The organism is Roseimicrobium sp. ORNL1 (assembly GCF_011044495.1).
Lineage (GTDB): Bacteria > Verrucomicrobiota > Verrucomicrobiia > Verrucomicrobiales > Verrucomicrobiaceae > Roseimicrobium.
The window spans coordinates 4,095,771-4,117,659 of sequence record NZ_CP049143.1; the positions used below are offsets into that span (position 1 = coordinate 4,095,771).

General features: G+C 60.0%; 18 protein-coding genes. 11 read left to right on the plus strand and 7 right to left on the minus strand.

Features of this window, described 5'->3' with window-relative positions; translation table 11 throughout:
• Window positions 1–31 precede the first annotated feature (31 nt).
• The 3 genes from G5S37_RS16595 (at window position 32) to G5S37_RS16605 (ending at window position 3,678) form a co-directional block, all read left to right on the plus strand.
• The gene (locus G5S37_RS16595; RefSeq protein ID WP_165205577.1) at window positions 32–1,204 is read left to right on the plus strand and encodes a glycosyltransferase; all 1,173 of its coding nucleotides are present in this window, start codon (window positions 32–34) and stop codon (window positions 1,202–1,204) included.
• A 491-nt stretch (window positions 1,205–1,695) separates the two neighbouring features.
• Window positions 1,696–2,922, plus strand: coding sequence for a glycosyltransferase (locus G5S37_RS16600; RefSeq protein ID WP_165205578.1), 1,227 nt, complete (start codon window positions 1,696–1,698; stop codon window positions 2,920–2,922).
• A 339-nt stretch (window positions 2,923–3,261) separates the two neighbouring features.
• On the plus strand, window positions 3,262–3,678 hold the full coding sequence (locus G5S37_RS16605) for a hypothetical protein (RefSeq protein ID WP_165205579.1): 417 nt from the start codon (window positions 3,262–3,264) through the stop codon (window positions 3,676–3,678).
• A gap of 302 nt (window positions 3,679–3,980) precedes the next feature.
• Here the strand turns inward: G5S37_RS16605 and G5S37_RS16610 are convergent, their stop codons facing one another.
• The gene (locus G5S37_RS16610; protein ID WP_165205580.1) at window positions 3,981–4,925 is read right to left on the minus strand and encodes a helix-turn-helix domain-containing protein; all 945 of its coding nucleotides are present in this window, start codon (window positions 4,923–4,925) and stop codon (window positions 3,981–3,983) included.
• Window positions 4,926–5,250: 325 nt separating this feature from the next.
• Here G5S37_RS16610 and G5S37_RS16615 point away from each other — a divergent pair, with 325 nt between their 5' ends.
• Window positions 5,251–6,414, plus strand: coding sequence for a putative zinc-binding metallopeptidase (locus G5S37_RS16615; protein WP_165205581.1), 1,164 nt, complete (start codon window positions 5,251–5,253; stop codon window positions 6,412–6,414).
• Between the two features lie 24 nt (window positions 6,415–6,438).
• On the opposite strand, the gene G5S37_RS16620 is transcribed toward G5S37_RS16615, so the two are convergent.
• Entirely contained in the window at window positions 6,439–6,918 is a 480-nt protein-coding gene (locus G5S37_RS16620; RefSeq protein WP_165205582.1) for a hypothetical protein, read from the minus strand.
• A gap of 215 nt (window positions 6,919–7,133) precedes the next feature.
• Between G5S37_RS16620 and G5S37_RS16625 the strand changes: the two genes are divergently transcribed.
• Window positions 7,134–7,322 carry a hypothetical protein gene (locus G5S37_RS16625; RefSeq protein WP_165205583.1) on the plus strand — a complete coding sequence of 63 codons (189 nt, stop codon included), beginning with the start codon at window positions 7,134–7,136 and terminating at the stop codon, window positions 7,320–7,322.
• Window positions 7,323–7,437: 115 nt separating this feature from the next.
• Here the strand turns inward: G5S37_RS16625 and G5S37_RS16630 are convergent, their stop codons facing one another.
• The 4 genes from G5S37_RS16630 to G5S37_RS16645 form a co-directional block, all read right to left on the minus strand.
• Window positions 7,438–8,469 carry a hypothetical protein gene (locus G5S37_RS16630; protein ID WP_165205584.1) on the minus strand — a complete coding sequence of 344 codons (1,032 nt, stop codon included), beginning with the start codon at window positions 8,467–8,469 and terminating at the stop codon, window positions 7,438–7,440.
• A 200-nt stretch (window positions 8,470–8,669) separates the two neighbouring features.
• Window positions 8,670–10,415, minus strand: a complete 1,746-nt coding sequence (locus tag G5S37_RS16635; protein WP_165205585.1) for an adenylate/guanylate cyclase domain-containing protein — start codon at window positions 10,413–10,415, stop codon at window positions 8,670–8,672.
• Entirely contained in the window at window positions 10,412–10,816 is a 405-nt protein-coding gene (locus G5S37_RS16640; protein ID WP_165205586.1) for a response regulator, read from the minus strand. The genes G5S37_RS16635 and G5S37_RS16640 overlap by 4 nt, the downstream gene beginning before the upstream one ends.
• Before the next feature lie 172 nt (window positions 10,817–10,988).
• On the minus strand, window positions 10,989–14,246 hold the full coding sequence (locus G5S37_RS16645; protein WP_165205587.1) for a response regulator: 3,258 nt from the start codon (window positions 14,244–14,246) through the stop codon (window positions 10,989–10,991).
• A 310-nt stretch (window positions 14,247–14,556) separates the two neighbouring features.
• Between G5S37_RS16645 and G5S37_RS16650 the strand changes: the two genes are divergently transcribed.
• The 5 genes from G5S37_RS16650 (at window position 14,557) to G5S37_RS16670 (ending at window position 18,465) form a co-directional block, all read left to right on the plus strand.
• Window positions 14,557–15,057: a hypothetical protein gene (locus G5S37_RS16650; RefSeq protein WP_165205588.1), complete on the plus strand. Its 501-nt coding sequence runs from the start codon at window positions 14,557–14,559 to the stop codon at window positions 15,055–15,057.
• A 36-nt stretch (window positions 15,058–15,093) separates the two neighbouring features.
• On the plus strand, window positions 15,094–15,780 hold the full coding sequence (locus tag G5S37_RS16655; RefSeq protein WP_165205589.1) for a response regulator transcription factor: 687 nt from the start codon (window positions 15,094–15,096) through the stop codon (window positions 15,778–15,780).
• Between the two features lie 83 nt (window positions 15,781–15,863).
• Entirely contained in the window at window positions 15,864–17,267 is a 1,404-nt protein-coding gene (locus tag G5S37_RS16660) for an ATP-binding protein (protein ID WP_165205590.1), read from the plus strand.
• 95 nt (window positions 17,268–17,362) lie between these two features.
• The gene (locus G5S37_RS16665; protein ID WP_165205591.1) at window positions 17,363–17,854 is read left to right on the plus strand and encodes a hypothetical protein; all 492 of its coding nucleotides are present in this window, start codon (window positions 17,363–17,365) and stop codon (window positions 17,852–17,854) included.
• 110 nt (window positions 17,855–17,964) lie between these two features.
• Complete coding sequence (locus G5S37_RS16670; protein WP_165205592.1) at window positions 17,965–18,465, plus strand: hypothetical protein; 501 nt, start codon at window positions 17,965–17,967, stop codon at window positions 18,463–18,465.
• Window positions 18,466–18,549: 84 nt separating this feature from the next.
• On the opposite strand, the gene G5S37_RS16675 is transcribed toward G5S37_RS16670, so the two are convergent.
• Window positions 18,550–19,137 (minus strand): thioredoxin family protein, encoded by a 588-nt coding sequence (locus G5S37_RS16675; RefSeq protein WP_165205593.1) that lies wholly within the window; start codon window positions 19,135–19,137, stop codon window positions 18,550–18,552.
• Window positions 19,138–19,327: 190 nt separating this feature from the next.
• Here G5S37_RS16675 and G5S37_RS16680 point away from each other — a divergent pair, with 190 nt between their 5' ends.
• Entirely contained in the window at window positions 19,328–21,889 is a 2,562-nt protein-coding gene (locus G5S37_RS16680; RefSeq protein ID WP_165205594.1) for a PVC-type heme-binding CxxCH protein, read from the plus strand.

Sequence of the window (21,889 nt, forward strand, 5' to 3'; positions counted from 1 at the left end):
TTCTTACTCCCCCTTTACCCAGCCAATTCCCTTGCCCCGTCCGATTGTCGCCAGCTACTGCACCACCTTCCTGAAACCGGAGATGCTCCACATCTACCGGCAGATCACCGGATTGCGGAGGTATGACACCTTTGTGATCTGCAAGGAGCGGCAGAGCGAGGATCTCTACCTCATGCCCGAGGGCGGTGTGGAGCTCGCGCCCGGCGTGCGCAGCAACTTCATCCGCCGCTTCTGGCTGAAATACATCCGCCGCGAACCTCCGATCGTGTATCGCGGCGAATACGGCGTGCTGGCGAATCTGCTCGGGCGCCGTGATGCCGACCTGATGCATGTGTATTTTGGCCACACGGGTGTGCACCTGCTTCCATTCATCCAGCGCTGGCCAAAGCCGGTGGTCGTCTCTTTCCACGGCATGGATGTGCAGACGCGTGCGCATGATCCATCTTATGAAGTGAAGCTGCGCGAGCTGCTGCAGGCAGCGACGCTGGTGCTGGCGCGTTCCCAGTCCCTGCTGGATCGCCTTCACGAACTGGGCTGCCCCGAGAGCAAGGTACGAATGAACCGCACGGGCATCCCGCTGGATCTGTATCCCGAGATCAAGCGCGCGTTCCCCCAGGATGGCGCGTGGCACTTTGTGCAGGCCTGCCGTCTCATTGAGAAGAAGGGACTGGATGATGCGCTGCATGCCTTTGCGCAATTCACCAGGACTTATCCGCAGGCACGCTTCACCATCGCAGGAGAAGGCCCCCTGCGTGATGAGACGGAAGCGCTCAGCAAGAAGCTCGGTGTGGGAGAGAGCGTACGCTTCGCCGGATTCCTGAAAGGCGCCGAGCTGTCCGCGCTGTATCATCAGGCACATGCGTTCATTCACCCAAGCCGCATGACCTCAGACCAGAATCAGGAAGGCGTGCCCAACTCCATGCTGGAAGCCATGGCCACCGGATTGCCGGTGGTCTCCACGCTCCACGGCGGCATTCCCGAGGCCGTGCGTGATGGCGTGACCGGTTTCCTGGTGGCGGAACGCGACCGGGAGGGATTGCATCAATCCATGATCAAGCTCACGAGCACCGAGTCCACCTGGCGTACCATGGGCGAAGCCGCCGCGGCGGATGTGCGGAAGAACTTCGAGTCGTCACAGCAGATCGCGAATCTCGAGGCCGCGTATGATGAGGCAAGGGAGTTGGGGCGGGGTCAGAAGGACTGACGCGGTGTGGCTGGAGTGTCCTTAAGTCTTTAAGATATGCGCCAGGCGTGATTCGCTTGTCGCATTGCAGAAGCCAGGAGGTTAGGCGTCCCGCCTGACAGAGGATGTTAGACCTCCGGCCTGACCAATCCTCAAATTCACAAAAACACCACGTCTTGCAGCATCGTCCTCTGCACCATGCAGTCGAAGTACCATGCACCGCGAGTCATGTTCACACTCACGCTCAGTTATACGTGGGGCATTTGCCACTTGGTGGAAGGACTGCTGCGCGCATTCGGGAGGAGGTGCCGGTCAGACCGGAGGTCTAACCACCGCTGTCAGGCGGGACGCCTAACCTCCTTGGGTGAGGCGGCTGCGACGTCGATTCCAGCGTATCCAGAAGATCCACCACCCCGTCTGAATAATATTGCAGTCTCACCGCACCTTGACCGCACCCGCATCAAATGGCATGCAGTGGATGCTCTTGCTCTTTCTCACTCGCCGCCCGTTCGATGCCTGATTCCCTGCCCCATGTCATTTCCCTCTGCGGCACGTTTTTGAAGCCGGAGATGCAGAGCATTTATCGTCAGGTCACCGGGCTGAAGCGCGTGCGCACCACGGTGTACACCCAGAGCCATGAGAATGCGGAGATGTTCCCCTTCGAGCCCGTGGTCACGCTGCAGAAGCTGGCCCGGCCACGCCTGAAAGGAAATTTCCTGCTGCGCTTCTGGTTCAAGCACGTCATCAAAAGCTGGCCGCCGCCCTTCCCCATCAACAAGGAAGTGAGCCCGTACTATCCGTACAATCTGGTGGAACTGCTAAAAGCGGACAATCCAGACTTGGTGCACGTGTATTACGGACACAAGGCCGTGCACTACCTCGATATGCTCGAAGCTTGGAGCGGCCCCTTTGTCGTTTCCTTCCACGGCGTGGATGTATCCAAGTTCCTGGACCAGCCGGAGTACGTGACGAAGCTGAAGACCGTGTTCAAGAAAGCATCCCTGGTCATGGCCCGGAGCCAGTCCCTGCTGGATCGTCTGGAGGAACTGGGATGCCCGGCGGACAAGCTGCGCATGAATCACACCCCCATCCCGCTGGAGCATCTGCAGGCCGCAGTGCGCCAGCCCCCGGCCGATGGGCAGTGGCGGCTCGTGCAGGCGTGTCGCTTGATTCAGAAAAAGGGCATCCTCACCACGCTCAAGGCACTCGCCATCGTGAAGGAGAAGTACCCCCGTGTGCGCTACGTGCTGTGCGGCGAGGGCCCGCTCAAGCCTAAGATCGAAGAGACGGTGCACAAGCTGGGTCTGGAGGACAATGTGGAGATGCTTGGCTGGCTGGACCAGCAGCAGCTCCTGGAGCAGTACAACATCGCCCAGATGTTCCTCCACCCGAGTCAAAAGACCAAGGAGGAGGACCAGGAGGGAATTCCCAATTCCATGCTGGAGGCCATGGCCACCGGATTGCCAGTAGTCGCCACCATGCACGGCGGCATCCCGGAAGCGGTCCACTCGGGTGAAGATGGATTACTCGTGCCGGAGAAGAGCCCGGAACAGCTCGCGGAGGCCATGCTGAAACTCATGGGCGATGCCTCGGAACTCGCCCGGCTTTCACGCAACGCTGCCGCCTCAGTCCGCGACAACTTCGGCGCCGAAACCCAAGTGGCCGCGATGGAAGACGTGTACCTCTCCGCCATCTGCCTGCATGCCACACATGGCAAGACTTCGGTCTGCTGTCCGTAGGTTTTTCCGTGGGCGTCAATAGCCGCCCCCGCGGCATTGCAGGGGTGATTCACTCAGTGTTGAGCGCGATTCCCATCGAGCGCCGATAAGACCAGGGTCAGATGTTCTTCGCAGAGATACGGAAAAACCCGCACACACCGACGGCACACGCTGTTCACCTGATTTTAGGGCCTTCCTCACCACAATTCCAGATTAAAGAAACGTTCAAAATTGGTTGCCTATTTTGGCATGCACCCTAAAATTTGTCTGTGCATCACTAAAATTGTTGGTGCTTTTGTTTAAATTTGGGCAATTGAGCATTTTGTAAGGAATTTCCCGAGTACTTCGTTATACAATACCATGCACTCCTTCGCACTCTCTTATGGTCTACGCCAGAATCCCGGAGAGTTTTTCCCCTTCGATGTCACAGCCATCGCGAGCCTTACCTGCAAACGGCAAAGAGCCACCGCTATGAATGAGTATCTCATTGCCTCCATCGAGACCGCCCACCGCACGATCCAACGCTTCGCCGAAGCAGGGTTTGAACCTGCCCAAGCCATCGAGCGCCAGCTCAACTGGTGCTGGAAGCGCGCCAACGGAGATATCGAAGGCCCTCCCCCTGCAACCCTGTGCATGAGCTACATCATGTCGCAGGAGTTCGAGAAGTACGGTGCCTATCCCATGCTGGCACATCACCTTCGCGCCATTGAGGCGATGATTGAGCTGCTGGACATGAACGCTGACGACGTGGCGAAATACGCCGCGCTCTCCGCCTGAAGGGATGCCTTTTTTCCGTTGCCGTAGACGCGGCGGAATCCGGTCCGGACGCTTGAGTCGGACCAGAGTGCATGAATGCCCCGCACTGCCCATCTGGGTCTGCGGGGCATTTGCTTTTCACGGGAGAATACTTGGCCACTAATGAATCCTTTGAAATAGACTGACAGTGCCATTGCAAATATTTGGCGGTCCTCAGTCTGGCAGCCGTGCCCTGAAGGGGCACAGGATCCCGCAGAGCGCATGAGCGTGAGGCTAAGAAACTGTGCGTGGTTTAACAGGGAGATAGCGCACTGTGCACCAGCTCATTTTTTCTTCAACGTTGCCGAGGGACTCTCGCCAAACAGGCCCTGGTAGGCTTCTGTGAACCTGCCCAGGTGCACAAACCCGTGCTGTGAAGCGATGTCTTTCACCGTACTCTCCTCGGCCCTCGCCGCTGCCAGGGCGTGCCGCGCTGCGTTGAGCCGTCGGTGATAGAGGAATTCCATGGGCGCGACGCCATAATAATCCTGAAACGCCGCCTCCAGCGCGCGTGCATCGAGACCGGCGACACCACACAACATCTCCAGGTCGATCTCCTCCGCAAAATTTTCCTCGATGTAGTTGCGCACATGCTTCGCGACACGTCCGTCCTTGTGGGCACGCTGGCGCTCGTGTCCCGCGCTCTCTCCGACAAGGGCCACGCACAGTGCCTGGAGCACGCTTCCTTCACACTTCCTGTCCCATACCTCCGCGCGGAGAATGGCATCCGGACTCTTGGGCGTGAAGATCTCCGCCGTCGCCTCACGCAGCAGGGCCATGGCCATGGTGGACACGTTCAATGTGGCGGTATGCTTCAGCACCTCGGAAAGCGGCAGTTGAAAGAGAGCGCGTACGGCACGCTCCAGACGCTCCTGCGAGATGATGAAATTGGTGAAGCTCTGGTTCGCCGGTGAGCGGTACGCGCCTTCGTCGCCAGGTGTGAACACACCAAGGGAGTCGGAAGTCATCACCTCGCCATTGAGCCATGCGGCGCCATTACGCCTGGTCGACATGACCGCCGTGATCATTCCCTTCGGCGCCGTGCCGTGCACACAGATGCTGCGCGTGTACTGCTCGCGGCAGAAGACCATGTGCGGACTTCCGCGGTAAAGGCACTCACCGTTGAAGGCTCCAGGTTCCACCTGGTCATACCGGATATTGAATCCATCGCCATTATGCATCTCCGAAAGCTGGCCGCATTCTTCAGGAGCGAGGAATAACGTTTCCATGGCGAGGAATCAGGTCGGCCTTGAGGAGCGTCTGCCCGCGGATTGCAAAACCGGACAACGCTATGGATCGCTTTTTTTCCCCTACTTCGTCACGCACGAATGTCTACATAAAGATTCAGCTCCTCCCGCGGTTACGCGTCATTCTTTGAGGCGCTCATGCCGCGTGCGCGGGATATAAGACCTTGAGCCTATCGAGGAAACGGTGATTTCCTGCCACAAAGGCGAGAATGTTTTCGTCCGCCTCACGATCGCCCTGCCTGCTGCTGGCTGCCCAGGAATGCAGCCGTGGGACAGAACATCAAGTCCCCATTCCTCCGGCAACCCTATGAAAACATTCATCGAGAGTATCGCTGCGCGAGTTTCGCAAGTCTGGCGCACACCCGACCTTCCGCGCCGTGGGCACACGTATCGATGCCGATGTGGCCGTCCCATTTTCTTTCGCAACAGCAGGTGCCTCGGCTGCGGCGCGGAGCTCGGTTACGAGCCTGATCTTGCGGAGGTTCGAGCGCTTGAGCCCGGTGCCACCCCGGTAGAATGGCGCCTCGCTGGAGAAGAATCTCCATCGCCCGTTTTTCGGCGCTGCGCCAATCTCAACGCGCCCGCTGGATGCAACTGGCTGGTGCCTGCGAAGCACCCCTCGGAACTCTGCCTGTCTTGCCGGCTGAATCGCACGATCCCCAACCTGAGCGATGCGGATAACTGCCGCTACTGGCGCTCGATCGAAAACGCGAAGCGTCGGCTCGTGGCACAGTTGCTTGCCGTCGGTTTGCCCGTGACATCCAAAGTGGAAGAGGACCCAGAGCGCGGCGTGATGTTCGACTTCCTGCGTTCACCGCCCGAGGGGCCGCGTGTGATGACCAGTCACGGCAACGGCCTGATCACCCTCAACGTCGAGGAAGCGGACGATGCCGTTCGCGAGAAGACCCGGTACGAAATGCATGAGCCCTACCGTACCCTGCTGGGGCATTTCCGGCATGAGATCGGCCACTACTATTGGGACCGCCTCATCGCCGGCACACCGTGGCACGAGAAGTTCCGAGCGCTCTTCGGAGATGAGCGGGAAGACTACGCCGCAGCCCTGCGTCGTAACTACGAGAGCGGACCACCGCCCGACTGGCCGGACCACTACATCAGTTCCTACGCCACGGTGCATCCGTGGGAGGACTGGGCGGAGTGCTTCGCGCACTATCTGCACCTCGTGGACAGTCTCGACACGGCACTGGGGTTTGGCATGACGGGTGACGACGTCGAGGCAGAGGTCGAGCCCTTCAAGCTTGAGGACCTCTATGATCCGGAAGACTCGGATGCAAAACGCGTCCTTTCGCTGGTCAATTCCTGGATGGAACTGGTCATGGCGCTCAATGAACTCGCCCGCAGCATGGGCCAGCAGGACTTCTATCCCTTCGTGATGTCACGTACGGTGCTGCGCAAGTTGCACTTCATCCAGCTCGTGGTGAAGAGCGAGCGGGAAGCCACGGCGACCGAGTGAACCTAAAACGACTGCACCTGCCTCCTATTCGGACAGCACGGCCCGGGCAAATGCCTGGAGTTGCGCGCCGGTGAGGACGCCGAGGGTGAGCACCTTCGCCACCTCGCCGACCACAAAGGCGATGTGATGCCAGGTTTGAGGCGGCATGCGGCCAGCCAGGATCTCCGCCACACGGAAATCCAGCGCGGGATACAACACGAAGGTCTGGACGGCGAGAATGGCCGTGGCCACCCCGAGCAGGATCACACTGCCGCGTGTGCGCACCGCCCGGATACGCAGGACAAAGAACCAGGAAAACGCGCAGCACACCCACTCGATGCGGTTCAGCCGGTGAAACACCACATGGCCAATCTGCAGCGCGTGCTGCAGGGCCGGAGTGATCACCTCGGAATTCTCAATCTTGAGCGCCTGAAACTTCGCGGGCGCCTCTACAAAGCTGATTGCCACCACGAAAGTGAGCCAGATGAGAGTGATGACAAAGGAGTAGAGAGCGAGGCGGCGCATGGGCAGCGATGGTCCCGTGAACCCCGGCCCAGGTCAATCGGACAATCGAGCGACCTGCTGAGACATTGCGCCACACTAAATGAGGGATTACCTTAATTTTTCACTCGACACGCACATGGTCATTTGGCAAGATGAACAATATTGCGTGAACATTTACAATAAACTGTGCTATCTCCGGCTACTGTAGCAGCGGCTCAATCTTCAACATTGATTGTATGTTCTGGAAGAAACTCACGATTCAACTGCGGGGAAAATCCCCTATGGTGTTCGTTGGTAGAATCGAGCGTTGCGGGACCCAGCTCTGCGCCGTCCGCAGCGAGGAAAACGAGGTGGTGTTCCAGTATCGTCCTGACGACGTCGAGTCCTTGATTGAAGAGGAAGCGGACGAGATGGTCTTTGCGTAAACGCCGCACAAGAGAGCATCGAACCGAGTAGATCGACTCCATCAGCACGCACGCAAACTGCGCGGACATCTGGGCGTGCCGCCTGACTGGGGATACAGCGGGTTTTCCACCCTGCTCAGCTCTTCTTGATCCGGCTTCCGCCAATGGTGGGGCCACCAGAGCCACCGTCGGTATCATCGTGCTTTTTGTATTGCTCGAAGGTTTTGCCCAGTTCCTTCCGGTCGATTTCTTTTCCAAACCGCTTCGACTGCTTTTTCCACTGCCCCTCCTCGTCCAGAACTTCGGACACTTTCTTTTTTCCGACCTGGGGTGTCTCCCCGGAAGGTTCCATGGTGTTGCTGTTTGAATTCGAATTCGAGTTGGAATTCGAGAGACTGGTGGACGTGGTTGTCTGAGTTTGGGTTTGAGTCTGTGTCTGCATCTGCTGCTCACCCAGGCTCTGCCTTGCCTGCTGCATGCGTGCATTCGTCTCCAGCGCCACGCGATCGAATTCCTGCTGCATAGACGGCGGGCAGGGCATCTCTCGCTTGTCCTTGATGAATTCTCCATTCACAAAGACCTTGTCGTCAGGCAGGCCACTGAACTGCCCCCAGCGCATGGAAACCATTCCAGATGTTCCTATCTCCTGGTCCCCTGGTCCAATCTCCCCGCCATGCGATTGCCCTGAGATCCCTGATTGAATGAGCGCCTTCTCGAGTTCCCCGGCGATCCTCTTCAATTCCTCTTCGTCCTTCGCGTAGATGGTGATGAACTTGCCGCGCTGGAGGGGTTCCAGGTCGTGCGTGTATTTGTCCAGTTCCGCGACCTTGTGATGCACTCCGCCGAGCACGCCTCCGGATTTCTGGTCGAAGAGCGGCAGTACCGTCTTCGCCACGGCGACTGCCTGGTGGGGATGTGCAGAGACATGGATCTTGTACCCCTGCTTGTGCCACACAGACTCAGAGGGCTCCTTTCCATTTTGCATCTTGGTGACAGAGATCCTGTCCTCGTTACCGGACGCGAAGAAACCTTTCATCAAGAGATACTTCGAGCCGCCAACGACATCTTCATATTGATCCATGCCCGCGATGGGGCACAACTGCAGCAACTGCTTGCGCTGCTCTTCCACGACTTCCTCATTTACTCCTTCGTAAATGGTTTCAGGCATGTGAAAGCATACGCCCAAAATGTGGGAGTCCAGCAAGGTTGAGCCATTCTTTAATGTAGCAAATTGCAAGCTTTTCGCATCCCCAGGCAAGCCAGCACTGCGGGGCAGAAAACAACTGAAGAAGCGCCTGGCTCAGGAAGCCATCATCCGCCCGTCCTTGGAGCCGCGAGATTGAGATGTCTACGCCCCTGTTGCTGGGCTCACTTCCCCGGCAACTCCCACACGGGATCGAACTCGCCGCCATTGGTCTTCAGCAAAGCCTCGACGACTCGCGACATAAGTAACAGCGAAGGCCCATCGTCGGGATAGTCATCAAGGAGCTGGCCGAGAAGACCGGAGGCTTTGCGAAACTCGGCCGTCTCAAAAAAGTGAAGCGCAGTCTCGTACTCGGTGCGGAGACGGTGCCACGGGTCCGTGTCATCCGCGCCTTCCAACTCATGGATGTACACGGCTGCATTGATGTTGTTCACGCGAATCCGGCCGAGACGACGCGAGAAGATAGGCGCGGTGAGGCGCTCGATGGTGTTGCTCGTGGCCAGCATGCGCACGCGGGCGTATTTGCACGCACCCTGGATGCGGCTGGCGAGGTTCACCGTATTCCCCAGTGCGCCGTACTTGAACTTTTGCGGTGTGCCGATGTTTCCCACGTAGGCATCGCCGGTATTGATGCCCACGGAGATCTCGGTGGCATGGCCGATTTCCTTCTCCCACTTTTCGTTCAGCTCGGGAAGCGCGGCCTGCATGGCCAGCGCAGTGCGGCACGCTCGGTCGGCGTGATCCGGCTGATGATGCGGCGCACCCCAGAGGGCCATGACCTGGTCACCGGTGAAGTCTACCAGCACACCCTCCTCCTCCATGATGCAGGCAGACATGGTGCCCAGCACATCGCTGAGCCAGCGGATGGTTCGCTCAGGGCCGTGGCGCTCACTCACGCGGCTGAATCCTGCGATATCACAAAATAATACACTCACCTCCACGCTCCGGCCGGCGGCGAGCTGCTCCGGATGGCGGTGCAGGTGGCGGGCCAGCTCCGGCGTGAAGTACTGCGCCAGCTCACGCTCGCGCAGGCGCTGGCGCTCCAGGCACGCATTCACCCGCGCGCGCAGCAGCCGGAGATCGATGGGCCGCGCGAGGAAATCCACCGCGCCCATCTCAATGCCGCGGATGGCATTCGCATTGGCATCCAATCCGGAGATGATGATGACAAAGGTGTAGCGCAGCTTGCGGCGTTGCTTCAGGGCGCGCAACACCTCGAAGCCATTCAGCTCAGGCATCACGAGGTCCAGCAGAATGAGGTCAAAATCCATCTCATCCACGCGCTCGAGCGCCTCCTTGCCCGTGGTGGCGAAGACGACCTCATGCCCCTGCGCGGCGAGGAAGCGTCCCAGCACCTCGCGACTTCCAGCACTGTCGTCCGCCACCAAGATGGTGGCTCCGGAAACAGGTGCGCGCTCAGCCTCTTCATCATCCTCGCAGGGCAGTGTCAGCTTTGCCGAGGGCGGGCTGATGGCGAGATCGATGCCGCGCTCTGGCGCGATGTAGTCGCGATTGCGATCCAGCACGATCACGCACGCATGCGCATGCTCCATGATGGACGTGAGCTCACACTGCACCGTCTCCGGCTGTTCCTCCTCCTCCAGCACGAGCTGGCAACGGCCCAGGATATTCTGCAGGAAGCCGCGCAACTCATGCCTCAGTCCCTGAAGGTCCTCTCCGGAGACAAGATGAGGCTCCATGAAATGCTCCGTCGCGAGCCGCTCCCTCACAAGGCGGTAAATGCCCAGCGCCGCCTGCCGGATACGCTCCACGTCACGATGCCATCCCGGCAACTCCTGTCCCTCCACGAGTCCATGCAAAAGAATCTGCGCCGCGCTGGACATGGCGTCCGCGTGCTCTTCCATCGTATCCCGCAGGACCTGGAGCTGAGTTGGAGCGCTGGTACTCACTGGGGTTTGGATTTCTTGAGTGCGAGTTCGATGGCCTCGGTCAGGTGCATGAAGTTCTCAATCGGCTTCGCCAGCATATCCACGCAGCCCGCATCCAGAATGGCCGCACGGAACATGGTCATCATATGACCTGTCAGAGCGATGATTGGAATGGACACCAACTCCGGCTTGGCCTTGATGGCAAGCACGGCATCCAGGCCGGCACGATCACTCACGTCCCCCGTGGAACTCACCGGCATGCGCATGTCCATGAGAATCAAATCCGGCCTCAGCGACTCCGCCATGGACACCGCATCGGCCGCATTCTGCGCGACCTTCACCGTATGGCCACGTCGCGGGAGGAGGCGGGAGCAGATCTCCACCATGTCATCGTCGTCGTCTGCTATGAGGATGTTGGGCATTGGGGAAGGAAGTAATCAGTAATCAGTAGTCGTTGGTCGGTAGAAGGGTGTTGGGCTCAGAAGGCAGCGGGAGTGTACATGGTTACAAAGTGGTGAAGCTGGAATTGTACTTACTACTTACTGACCACTGTTTACTGAATACTGACCTACTGAATACTGTTTGTTAGTTTCCTCACCCCCTCTTCCCCTCCCCCGAAGCGGCCTGATGCACAAGATGCAGCACCTTGTTCAACAAATCCTCCTGGGTGAAGCCGCTCTTTTCCAGCACGGTGCGGACGGAGGTGGCGAGGCGCTCGCGGTCTTCGCGGGTGACGTGCTTCGCGGTGATGACAATCACGGGGATGTCGCGCCACTGCGCGTGGAGATTGAACTCGGCGATGAACTCAAAGCCGTCCATGACCGGCATCATGAGGTCCAGCAGGATGAGTGATGGCTTCTGCTTACGAAGCTGGGTAAGAGCCTCGGCGCCGTTGGCAGCTTCGATGATGGAAATTCCATCCATGGCAAGCGTGCGGCGGAAGAGTTCACGCACATCGGGGTCGTCATCGACCACCAGAACCGGAAGGCTGGGCGCGCTGCCGCGGATGACTTTCTGCAAGGAGCCGAGCAGGTCCTCCCACGCAATGGGCTTCACCACATAATCAGCCGCGCCAAGCGCGAAGCCGTGTCGGGTTTCTTCCAGGAAGGTGACGATGATGACAGGAATGGATGCCGTGAGAGGCTCATCCTTGAGTTGGGAAAGGATATCCCAACCGCTCTGCGCGCCGGGGAGCACCACATCCAGCGTGATCACTGAGGGATGCTGCTCGCGGGCAAGGGCCATGCCTTTCTCGCCATCCTCCGCCGTGATGACACGGTATCCCTTGCCACCGAGGTAGCGCGTCATGAGCTCACGCACGGATGCGTCGTCATCGATCACCAGAACGGTCTGCTGCGGGATGGTAGGCGCCGGCGTTGCTGCTGCTGCCAGCGATGCCGTGGTGACAGGAGCCGCAGGTCGCTGCTCCAGCGGACGTCGTGGCGCCCCGCTGCGCTCTGGAACAGCCGCAGGCACACGCACCGTAAAGGTAGATCCCTGACCGAACTCACTGCGACAGGTGATGGTGCCTCCCATGAGTTCGCAGAGTCCCTTGGAGATCACCAGGCCCAATCCGGTGCCGGTCTTGTTTCCCTCTCGTGCAGAGAGTTTTTTGAATCGCACAAAGAGTCCCTGCATCTCCTCCGGTTTCATGCCTCGGCCGGTGTCGGAGACATCGATGCTGATCCAGTCCTTACCCGTGGCATCCGTATCCCGGCTCGCGTTGAGCGTGACGGTTCCGTTCTGGGTGAACTTGCACGCGTTGGATACGAGGTTTGTCAGCACCTGCTGGAGCCGCGCGCGGTCGTTGAAGATGATGCCCAGACTCTCCGCCCCTCCCAGTTCCAGCTTGTTCTTCTTTTCAGCAGCCTGCGGCACCATCGAATCCCGAAGGGACGTGAGGAAGGCTGCGGCATCCAGCTCTTCCGGATCGAGTTCCACACCACCCATGATGATCTTCTGGTAGTCGAGGATGTCATCGATGAGGCGCCGCAGGTACGTGGCGGCGGAGCGGAGTTTGGAGAGGTCGTGTTTCTGCTCTTCGGTTGGGTCGGAGAGTTCGAGGAACTGGAGGAAGCCGAAGATGGAATTGAGCGGCTGGCGGAGTTCATGGCTCACGCTGGCCAGGAAGGCATCCTTCGCAGACGCCAGGCCGCGGAGTTGCTCGTTGGCCGCGCGCACTTCTGCAGTCTGCTCCTGCACACGGAAATCGAGGTCCGCATTGAGCTGGCGCAGTTGCTCGTGGCCATTGAGCACCTGCCGTAGGAGGGCCTCGAGGCTGCGCGCGATGTCGCCCACCTCATCGTGCTTTCGCACCGGCAGGGACTGGCGCACCGCTTCGATTTGATTCTGCAACTGCAAGGCTTCCGAGCCCGAGTGTGTCACCGTCTGCGCGGTGCGGGTGATGCGTGTGAGCGGGCCGATGAAATACAGCACGATGAGGAAAGCCGCCACGCCCGCTCCTACCGCGAGCCATAATCCCGCGCGGCGGAGCGTCTGCAACTCGTGCGCGATGCTGGAAGCCAATTCCTCGCGGAAGGCGGAATAGGCGAAGTAGTACGGGATGTCGCGACCTCCGGCGACAGTGCCGTCATGCTGCGGGTGGCGCAGATGGAAGCGTGTGAGCTGCACATCCCCGTGGTCCAAGCGAACCACCGCCTCCCAGTCGATGGGCTTGCCGTCGGCAGCACCGCCAAAGCGATAGAAGTACTCCTGCTCCGTATCCCGCCGCGCCTGCTCCAGCACTTCCTTGCTGCGCGAAAGCAGGCGAATGCCCGCACTACTGCGTGAAGCTCCGCCAAAGGGAACGCCTCGCGACTCCATGCCGGAGCGGACATGCTCCGTCCAGTCCAGCAATTCCACGCGGTTCGCGTCATGGGCAGCGACAAGCTTCTCATGCATCGCCGGCTTCAGCCTGCCCTCCAGGAAATACAGCGGGCTCTGCAGCACCTGAAAGCGTGGACGGTCGCTGCGCTGCACCTGTGCCTGCGCCTCGGTCGGTCCCCTGCCCCACTTCTCACCCTTGGTGAGGGCTTCCGATTCCGCGTAAAGATCGAAGCCGGCATAGATCTGCTCTTCCTTGCCATCCGGCTTCACGAAAGGATGCTGCAAAAAGGATCCATCCGGCCCCATGACAAACGTGAGGTGCCGCGCCGAGCGTCCACGGTCGAGCGTGACGAGCATGGTGATGACCGTCTCCGGCACCGAAGGCATGCTGCACGCAACCCAAACGGCAGGAATGCGCTGCCAGCGATCTGGCGAAGCACCGGAACTCGCGGCTCCTCCGCTCACCGGATTGAACCCCGCGGGAGTGAGCAACGAGATGATGGGGCCGATGTGCGCGCCACTGGTGAACCGCGCACTGGCCAGCAAGGCGGCCGGAGGCTCCACCGCAGGCAGACCCGGCGTGCGGTGGAAGGTCTGCATGGCCCCTTCCGCGGGGCGCACCTCCAGCGCCAGGACGTAACGCCACCACTCCTGCTCCCCACGCTCGGCGGAGGCGCCTCGGGAGGAAAACTCCGCGAGACAAGTCTTCATGGTGGCCAGTTCACGAGGATCCTTGGCGCAATGTTCCACCTGCAGGCGCGCCTGATTTACCCAGTCGATGATCTCCCAGCAGCGCAGTTCCGCCTCATCCTGCAGGTCCATGAGTTCGTGGTCCTCCACCACCTTGCGGGTGCGCTCGAAGAGCAGGGTGGGAAGCGCGAACGCCACTGCCAGCACCAGCACAAAGGCCAGCAGACCAAACTTTTCACGGATGCCGAAGCGAAGTTTCATCCCAAACCAAGTTGGCGGTTCAGCCGCCTCCATGCTGTAGGCAGTGTCTGGAGAAGGCTGTGATTTGTCAACCATGATGCGAAGTGACGAAGCTGGGAGAGGTGGTTGAAACTGAGAGAATGACGCGACGCGGAAGCGCTTGCCGGACCGCACAGCAGCACGCCCTACTGGATGCAGGTCCCTCGGGGATGAGGTCGTGACAAAAGAAATTCGCGACAGGTGGCAGGGCAGAAAAAAGGAGACCCGCGCGAAAAACTCCCGCTCATCATCTTCCCATCATCTTCGCATGGCATGCTGACCACGTGGCCACCAAATGGCCCACCCCCCAAGAAACAAAGCCCCAAAACCCCTAAAAAACCCCCAACCCCCAACCCAAAAAACGAAGATGAAAAAAAGCCCCACCCCCAATGCCAAGGCCAAGACCGCCCTCCTGCTCACCACCCTCATGGGCACCGTTTTTCTGGGAGTCGCCCAAGCGGACACCAATGAAGTGCCGCTGAACTCCTGCCCGGCCCCGGTGCAGGCCGCGATTGAAAGCAACAAGCAGGGCGGCAAACTGAACGAAATCAAGCTCCTCACCGTGGAAGGTCGGCAGCTCTATGTGGTGGACCTTGACCTCGCAGGAAAGCGTGACCTGAAGCTCCACGTCACGGCGGATGGCAGCGTGGTGAAGTCCCGTGAAGATGTTTCCCTTTCCCAAGCCCCTGTCGCCGTGAAATCCGCAGCCGAAGCTTTAGTACCCACCGGCGGACACATCGAAGACGTGGAAAAAGAAGTCTCCGGCGGCAAGACCACCTACGTGGTGGAAATCGACGTGAAGAATGGCGCTGACATCAAGGCCGTGTTCGCCGAAGATGGCACGGTAATCAGCAAACGCGCTGACTAAGCCAGCCAAGCGACACGTCACCCTGCGGACCCCATCGTGAGACTGCTCATCATTGAAGACTCCGAAAAACTCCGCACCACCGCGGCCCGGGCGCTCACTCGCCTGGGCCATGCTGTTGATGAAGCCGGAAGCGCCGAAGAGGGGGACCAGATGGTGCGGGACTATGCCTATGACGCCATCGTGCTGGACCGTATGCTCCCCGGTGAGGACGGCCTGTCCCTCCTCAGCCGCTGGCGGAGCGCGGGGCGGGATACCCCCGTGCTGCTGCTCACCGCACTCCACACCGTGGAGGAGCGCGTGCGTGGCCTGGCAGTGGGTGCAGACGATTATCTCACCAAACCCTTCGCTCTGGCAGAGCTCGCTGCGCGATTGGAGGCCCTGACGAGGCGCAGCCATGGCAAGGCGGACTCCAAGGTGCGCATCGGTCCACTGGAAATTGATTTCGCGGCGAAGTCCGTGAATCGTGATGGCTCACCGGTGGCTCTGACTGCGCGAGAATACTCCCTGCTGGAGTGCCTCGCACGCCGACCTGGGCAGATCCTGAGCCGTGAACAGATCGAGACTCATCTCTACAATGAAACCGACAGTCCCGTGAGCAATGCCGTGGATGCCGCCGTGTACAGCCTGCGTCGAAAGCTGTGTCCTCCCGGCACCGCCCCACTGCTGCACACCCGCCGTGGATTAGGCTATGTCCTGCAAGAAGCAGAGGAAGAAGACACCTGAGGAAGCAGCAAAACTCCAGCCGCGCGTCGTACCATTTCTGACTTCATCTCATGGCCACCTCGATACGCGGGAGACTTACCTGGATGCTGTGCCTTCTGGCGGCCATCCTCCTCCCGCTGGCTGGCTTCGCGGTGTACTACACCGTGAGAGGCGTGTTGCTCTCCTATATGGATGGCAACCTCGAAGCGCGAGCCCAGGCCATCATGGTGGCCACGGAGGTGCATGGAGAGAGACTGGACCTGGATGACGATCTGGTGGCTTTCGCAGGATTCGGCCAGGGGAACCCGCGCGATTTCTTCGCAATGTACCAGTCTGATGGAGCGCGGCTGCTGCGCTCCTCTTCCCTGCCCCTCGGGTCGCTTGATTTCATCAAACAAGAAATCCTGCAGTCCACCAGCCAGCCGACCTACCTCTTTGCCACCTTGCGCGATGGCCGCCCGGTGCGTGTCCGCCTGCAGGGATTCATGCCCACCGGCGCGAAAAGTGGCGACGGATTTCACGATCTGCGACTGGTCACTGGGACGGAGACACGTGGCCTGCAGGAGACACTGCGCACCCTGGCGACGGTATTGACCGGAACGGGGCTCGGGTTCTTCGTCGCCACCATCCTCGTGCTACGGCAGGCACTGCGTCGCGGACTAGGCCCTCTGTCGCATCTGGCCAAAGAGATCCGTGCTATTCAACCCGGACATCACGAAGCGCTCGACATGCCGCCCCACGCTTTGCCGGAAGAACTGGTTCCCGTGGTGGAAAAGCTGAATGAACTACTGAAGCGGGTGGATGATTCACTGGCACGCGAGCGACGCTTCAGCAGCCACGCGGCGCATGAATTGCGCACCCCCCTTGCCGAGCTGCGCGCTGCAGCGGAACTCGCCGCCACGTGGCCTGAGGAGGCCACACCCGAGCGCATGAAAGAAATGCAGCAGAGCGTGGCCGAGTTGGAGCAACTGGTGGAAAAGTTGGGTATTCTGGCCAAGGCCGACGCCAACGTGCAGGCAGCGCAAGAACCCGTGGACTTGGAAGCCACCATCCGCGCAGCGGTGGAACGGTATCGAGACAATGCGGACTCACGCAAAGTCACGGTTGTGGTACACGTGACCCCGGGCCCCTTTCGCGCAGACCCCACCCTCTGGCAGACCGTTCTGAGCAACTTGATAGGAAACGCCATTGAACACGCGCCCGAGGGCTCGGCAGTGACCATCACCGCGAATCCGACCCGGCTCTCCGTCAGCAATCCCGCCCCGCATCTGCTGACCGGGGACGTGCCGCATCTCTTCGAGCGGTTCTGGAAAAAACACACACCCTCGGCTGCACGCGCGCAGCACTCGGGCTTGGGTCTCTCCATCGTGGCGGCCTGTGCCACAGCCATGGGTGCGCGTTGTGATGCCACGCTCGGTGCCGATGCCACTGAGAAGCTGCTGACGATTGAGGTGACTTTCGATGCGCCTGCGAAGTCTCCTTCCCCCCATGGTTCCCGCACAGCGTGACCATTGCTTGCAATTGCCAGCTTATCTTTTCTGCATATTGCCGCGTCTGGTCGCTTCTCCTTTGATCGTGAAGGGAAGCCGCCGGAAATTTTTGCATGATTGGAACCCCTTGGAAGTCCGTTTTTGCGCTTGTGGTAGCAGGTCTCAGCCTTTGCAGTGTGGCGAAGGCCCAGGAACTCAAATTGAACGAGTGTCCACCTGCAGTGCAGTCCACAATTCAGAGCAACGGACAAGGTGGTACACTGACGGAACTCAAGCTCGTGGATCGTGACGGCGGCACTTTTTACGTGGCCGAGATCGGCTTGCCTGAGAATCGCGACATGAAGCTGTACATCGCTCCGGACGGTACTCTTGTGAGGTCGCGCAAGGAAATCGACTTCAGGGAAACACCCGCGAAGGTACGGAGCACCGTGCTGAGTCTGATGCCAGCCGGATCCACCGTCACCGATGTGGACGTGGATACCACCGAAGGAGTTACCATCTATGTGGTTGAGTTCAAAGTGAGCGAACAGCTCGAACGCAAGATCACCATGAACGCGGAAGGCGCAGTAATGAGCGAGCACGACAAGACACGTAGAAGCAAGTAGGCAGGATCATTCGCGCGGACAGTCTTTCCACCGGAAACAAGCCTCGCAGCCGCCGCTTCCCCTCTCTGAACTAGGACCAGAGAGGGCCCGGCAATCGATTCGCGAGTACTATGAAAACGTACTCGCACATCAAAACGGGCATCAGCGCGCTGATCCCCGCGCTCCTTGGCGTGGTGCTACTCGGAACGGCGAAGGCAGATCCAAGAGAGTTGACGCTCGCTTCGTGCCCTGCAGCAGTCCAGGCCGTCATCACCAGTCATCAGACGGCTGGAAAGCTGGGAGAAATCAAGACGGTCTCCACGGAGGGGCGCACGCTTTATCTTGCCGAATTCGAACTGGCAGGAGGGCATGACTTGAAACTCTACATCGCTGAAGATGGATCGATCGTCACGACTCGCGAAGACCTCGCGATGGCCAAGGCCCCTGCCGCGGTGAAGGCCTCTGCCGAACGACTCGTGCCGTCAGGAGGACGCGTCGAAGACGTGGAAAAGGAAATCACCGATGGAAAGACGACCTACCTCGTAGAGATCGACGTGCCCAACGGAAAGGACATCAAAGCCGTGCTCGCGGAAGACGGCACTGTCATCAGCCAGAAAACTGAGGCTGATTGAAAGAGGGAGAGATGCGCTGATGCGTTCATGGGCTGGGCCTCAGTGCCCGGCCCAGTTGGGGGCATGCCCGTGCCGGGCATGCGACTAGCTCGCAAACCACGAAGGCTCTTTGCCTGGCTTCCACTTGATGTTGCACCCAGTGCTGGGGCGTTGCTCGGCGAGTGGAGGCGCGCCGTCCAGCAGGGCCTGCACGGCGGCGCCGAGACTGTCGCCGGTCACGGACTTTCCGTTCTTGGGGCGTGAATCATCGAACTGGCCGCAATAGGTGAGCCGACGCTCGTGATCAAAGACGTAGAAGTCCGGCGTGCACGCCGCGCGATACTCCTGCGCGACGGATTGAGTCTCGTCATACAGATACGGGAAGGTCCAGTCGTAGGTCTTCACCATGGCTTGCATCTTCTCCGGACTGTCCGCGGGATAGCGGGAGACGTCGTTGGAATTGATGCCCACGAAGCCGATGCCCTTCGCTTCACAGAGGGCGGCGAACTCGCCCAGATGTTTCGCGAGGTGCAGCACGAAGGGGCAGTGATTGCAGAGAAACGCGACGATGAGTCCCTTCGGTTCACAGACATCCGCCAGTGTCACATTCTCCCCCGTCGCAGGCTCGGGCAGGGAGAAATCCGGCGCGGGAGCTCCGAGAGGCAGGATGCGGGTGGAGGGGACTTCGGCCATGATAGGTAAAACGCCTGTTAGATCCGAGTATGACGCCGGTCAACTCCGGGTGGAACGAAGTCACACAGAGGCAGGGACACTCTTCCGGCAGGTCGTGCATTTTCTCCGCTGGACACCGTGAGCTGCCCGGCGGCATGATACGGCACAAAGCTCACTCACCCACCCTCGCGCGATGTCCTGCTCACGAGATATGCACTCCCGCCGCCCCAGCCTCCGTCGTTCCCTCCTTTCCTCCGTCGCGCTGGCCGCTGTCACGCTGACGACGGGGACGCTTCTGTCACAAGCACCCCCCGTCACTCCGGAGCAACCGAAGGTCGACGATGCGACGATGCAGGTGACGCTTTTCGCCCAGGAGCCGCTGGTACAGCAACCCATCGGCATGACGATTACAAAGGATGGCAAGCTGCTCGTGATTCAGAGCAATACGCACTTCCCACCCAAGGGCTTCACGGGACCAAAGACGGATCGCATCCTCTGGCTGCAGGACAAGGATGGGGATGGCAAGGCGGAGAAGGCGGACGTGTTCTTCGAAGGCACGGTGATGACCATGGACATCGCCACCGCGCCGGACGGGGCCATCTACGTGGCTACGCGAGATGAGATCCTGCGCCTGCGCGATGATGACGGCGATGGCAAACCGGAGAAGGTGGATCGCAAGCTTGTGTTCCTGGATACGACCGGACGCTATCCGCACAATGGCCTGAGCGGCCTCGCCTTCGATGGCAAGGGTGGTCTCTATTTCGGCATGGGTGAAAATCTCGGCGCGGCGTACACGCTCATCGGTGCGGATGGTGTGAAGCACAGTGACCAGGGCGAGGGTGGCAATGTCTTCCACATCAACCTGGATGGCGGCAAGCTCCACCGCGTGGCCAACGGATTCTGGAATCCCTTTGGCATGTGCATGGATACGGATGGCAATGTCTTCGCCACGGACAATGATCCCGACTCGCGCCCGCCGAATCGTCTGCATCACATCATCGAAGGCGGCGACTACGGGTACAAGTTCCGCTATGGACGCAGTGGCCTGCACCCCTTCGTGGCGTGGAATGGCGAGCTGCCAGGCACGCTGCCCATGCTCGCAGGCACAGGCGAGGCGGCGTGTGATGTGATCTATTATGCTCCATCACCCACGAAAGAATTCCGCGGTCTGCCGGCGCCCTGGCATGGCCAGCTGCTCGTGGCCTCCTGGGTGGATCACACGGTGGAAGCCTACACACTGCCGGATCGCGAGCATGCGTATGAACCGGCAAAGAAGAAAGTACTCATCCACGGTGGGCAGGACTTCCGACCAGTGGCCTTTGCCGTGGCGGCGGATGGCTCCATCTACCTCTCTGACTGGGTGAAGCGCGACTATGAACTCCACGGTTACGGACGCGTGTGGCGCATCTCCGCGAAGGATGCGCATGAGCTCGCCGCACCTCTCGCCGCCAAGTCCGGCATCACGTGGAAGCAGGAGCAGCTCAGCAAAATTCTCGACAAGAAGAAGGTCACCCCGCTGGAGGCTGCGGACTGGCTCAATGACGCGAATCCCTGGCGCTTCTCCACGGCCGTTACGCGGCTCGGTCGCGACACCGACCTGCTGTGGATCATGAAGGACACGCGCCTCTCCTACCCGCGCCAGCGCCAGGGGCTGCTACTCGCCATCCAGCAGGATGCCGCGCGCACGAATGCGGAGCCGATTGTCCCGCCCCAGAAATTCCTCGAAGACGAAGATCCCACGGTGCAGTTGCTCGCGCTGAAGTGGATCTCAGATATTCGATTCGCACCAGCACGCAGTGCGGTAGAGAAGTACCTCGCGAATCCTGAACTCACTCCTGCGCTCTTCTACGGAGGCATCACGGCACTCAGCCGCATCGACTCCGCCGAGGTGAAGGAAGCGGACCTCGTGAAGACGCTCAAACAGCGCATCACCGACCCGGCCACTCCCGCGCGACTGAAGCGCACGGCGCTTGAAATTCTGCCGGACCGCGAGCGGCAACTGCTGGCAAAGGAATTGGAGCCGCTGCTCTCCGAGGGTGATGCAACTTTCCAGGAATGGGTGACGCATGTGCTCGGCACCTTGCGCGACAACAATCGCGAACCCCTGCTGCGCAAGCTGGCCTTCGATGAGAAACGCCCCTCACCCGTGCGTGTGGCTGCACTGATGTATCTCACCCTTACCGATGCAGACAAGCCCGCGCTGGATGCCATCAAGACCGATGGCGACAAGGCGCTGGCTCGCGCAAAGGAAATTGCCGCACCAAACTACCTGCCCGCAACACCGCCAGCCACGAGACCCCCGCTTCAGGATGTCGAAGGCTGGGAGAAATACCTCGCCAAGGTGCCCGGCAAGCCGGACCTCGCGAATGGCCGCACCGTTTTCCTGAGTCCGCGCCAGGGCGGCTGCGCCATGTGCCATCGCGCCGAAGGACTGGGGAATGTCGCCGGACCCAACCTCTCCACCATCGGCTCCGCGAAGACCTCGAACTACATCCTGGAATCCCTGCTGCAGCCGAACCGCAGCGTGGCTCCGCAGTTCGAGTGCTACGTGCTCACCACCGCCGATGGTCAGACCCGCACCGTCTTCCAACTCGCCGAGCGAGGAAACTTCCACACCTACATCGGCCTCGATGGCCACGCCTTCGAAGTGCAGATTGAGGACATCGTCAAGCGTGACCACTTCCCCCTCTCCATCATGCCCGAGGGCTTGGTGGCGAAGCTGACTGATGAGGAGGTAAGGGACCTGGTGGCGTGGTTGAGGGAGAGGAAGTGA

Bases quoted from the DNA above. Each gene is read 5' to 3' on its own strand.
- G5S37_RS16600 (WP_165205578.1), top strand. From the start codon at position 1,696: ATGCCTGATTCCCTGCCCCATGTCATTTCCCTCTGCGGCACGTTTTTG.
- G5S37_RS16605 (WP_165205579.1), top strand. From the start codon at position 3,262: ATGCACTCCTTCGCACTCTCTTATGGTCTACGCCAGAATCCCGGAGAG.
- G5S37_RS16610 (WP_165205580.1), bottom strand. From the start codon at position 4,925: ATGGAAACGTTATTCCTCGCTCCTGAAGAATGCGGCCAGCTTTCGGAG.
- G5S37_RS16615 (WP_165205581.1), top strand. From the start codon at position 5,251: ATGAAAACATTCATCGAGAGTATCGCTGCGCGAGTTTCGCAAGTCTGG.
- G5S37_RS16620 (WP_165205582.1), bottom strand. From the start codon at position 6,918: ATGCGCCGCCTCGCTCTCTACTCCTTTGTCATCACTCTCATCTGGCTC.
- G5S37_RS16625 (WP_165205583.1), top strand. From the start codon at position 7,134: ATGTTCTGGAAGAAACTCACGATTCAACTGCGGGGAAAATCCCCTATG.
- G5S37_RS16630 (WP_165205584.1), bottom strand. From the start codon at position 8,469: ATGCCTGAAACCATTTACGAAGGAGTAAATGAGGAAGTCGTGGAAGAG.
- G5S37_RS16640 (WP_165205586.1), bottom strand. From the start codon at position 10,816: ATGCCCAACATCCTCATAGCAGACGACGACGATGACATGGTGGAGATC.
- G5S37_RS16645 (WP_165205587.1), bottom strand. From the start codon at position 14,246: ATGGTTGACAAATCACAGCCTTCTCCAGACACTGCCTACAGCATGGAG.
- G5S37_RS16650 (WP_165205588.1), top strand. From the start codon at position 14,557: ATGAAAAAAAGCCCCACCCCCAATGCCAAGGCCAAGACCGCCCTCCTG.
- G5S37_RS16660 (WP_165205590.1), top strand. From the start codon at position 15,864: ATGCTGTGCCTTCTGGCGGCCATCCTCCTCCCGCTGGCTGGCTTCGCG.
- G5S37_RS16665 (WP_165205591.1), top strand. From the start codon at position 17,363: ATGATTGGAACCCCTTGGAAGTCCGTTTTTGCGCTTGTGGTAGCAGGT.
- G5S37_RS16670 (WP_165205592.1), top strand. From the start codon at position 17,965: ATGAAAACGTACTCGCACATCAAAACGGGCATCAGCGCGCTGATCCCC.
- G5S37_RS16675 (WP_165205593.1), bottom strand. From the start codon at position 19,137: ATGGCCGAAGTCCCCTCCACCCGCATCCTGCCTCTCGGAGCTCCCGCG.
- G5S37_RS16680 (WP_165205594.1), top strand. From the start codon at position 19,328: ATGCACTCCCGCCGCCCCAGCCTCCGTCGTTCCCTCCTTTCCTCCGTC.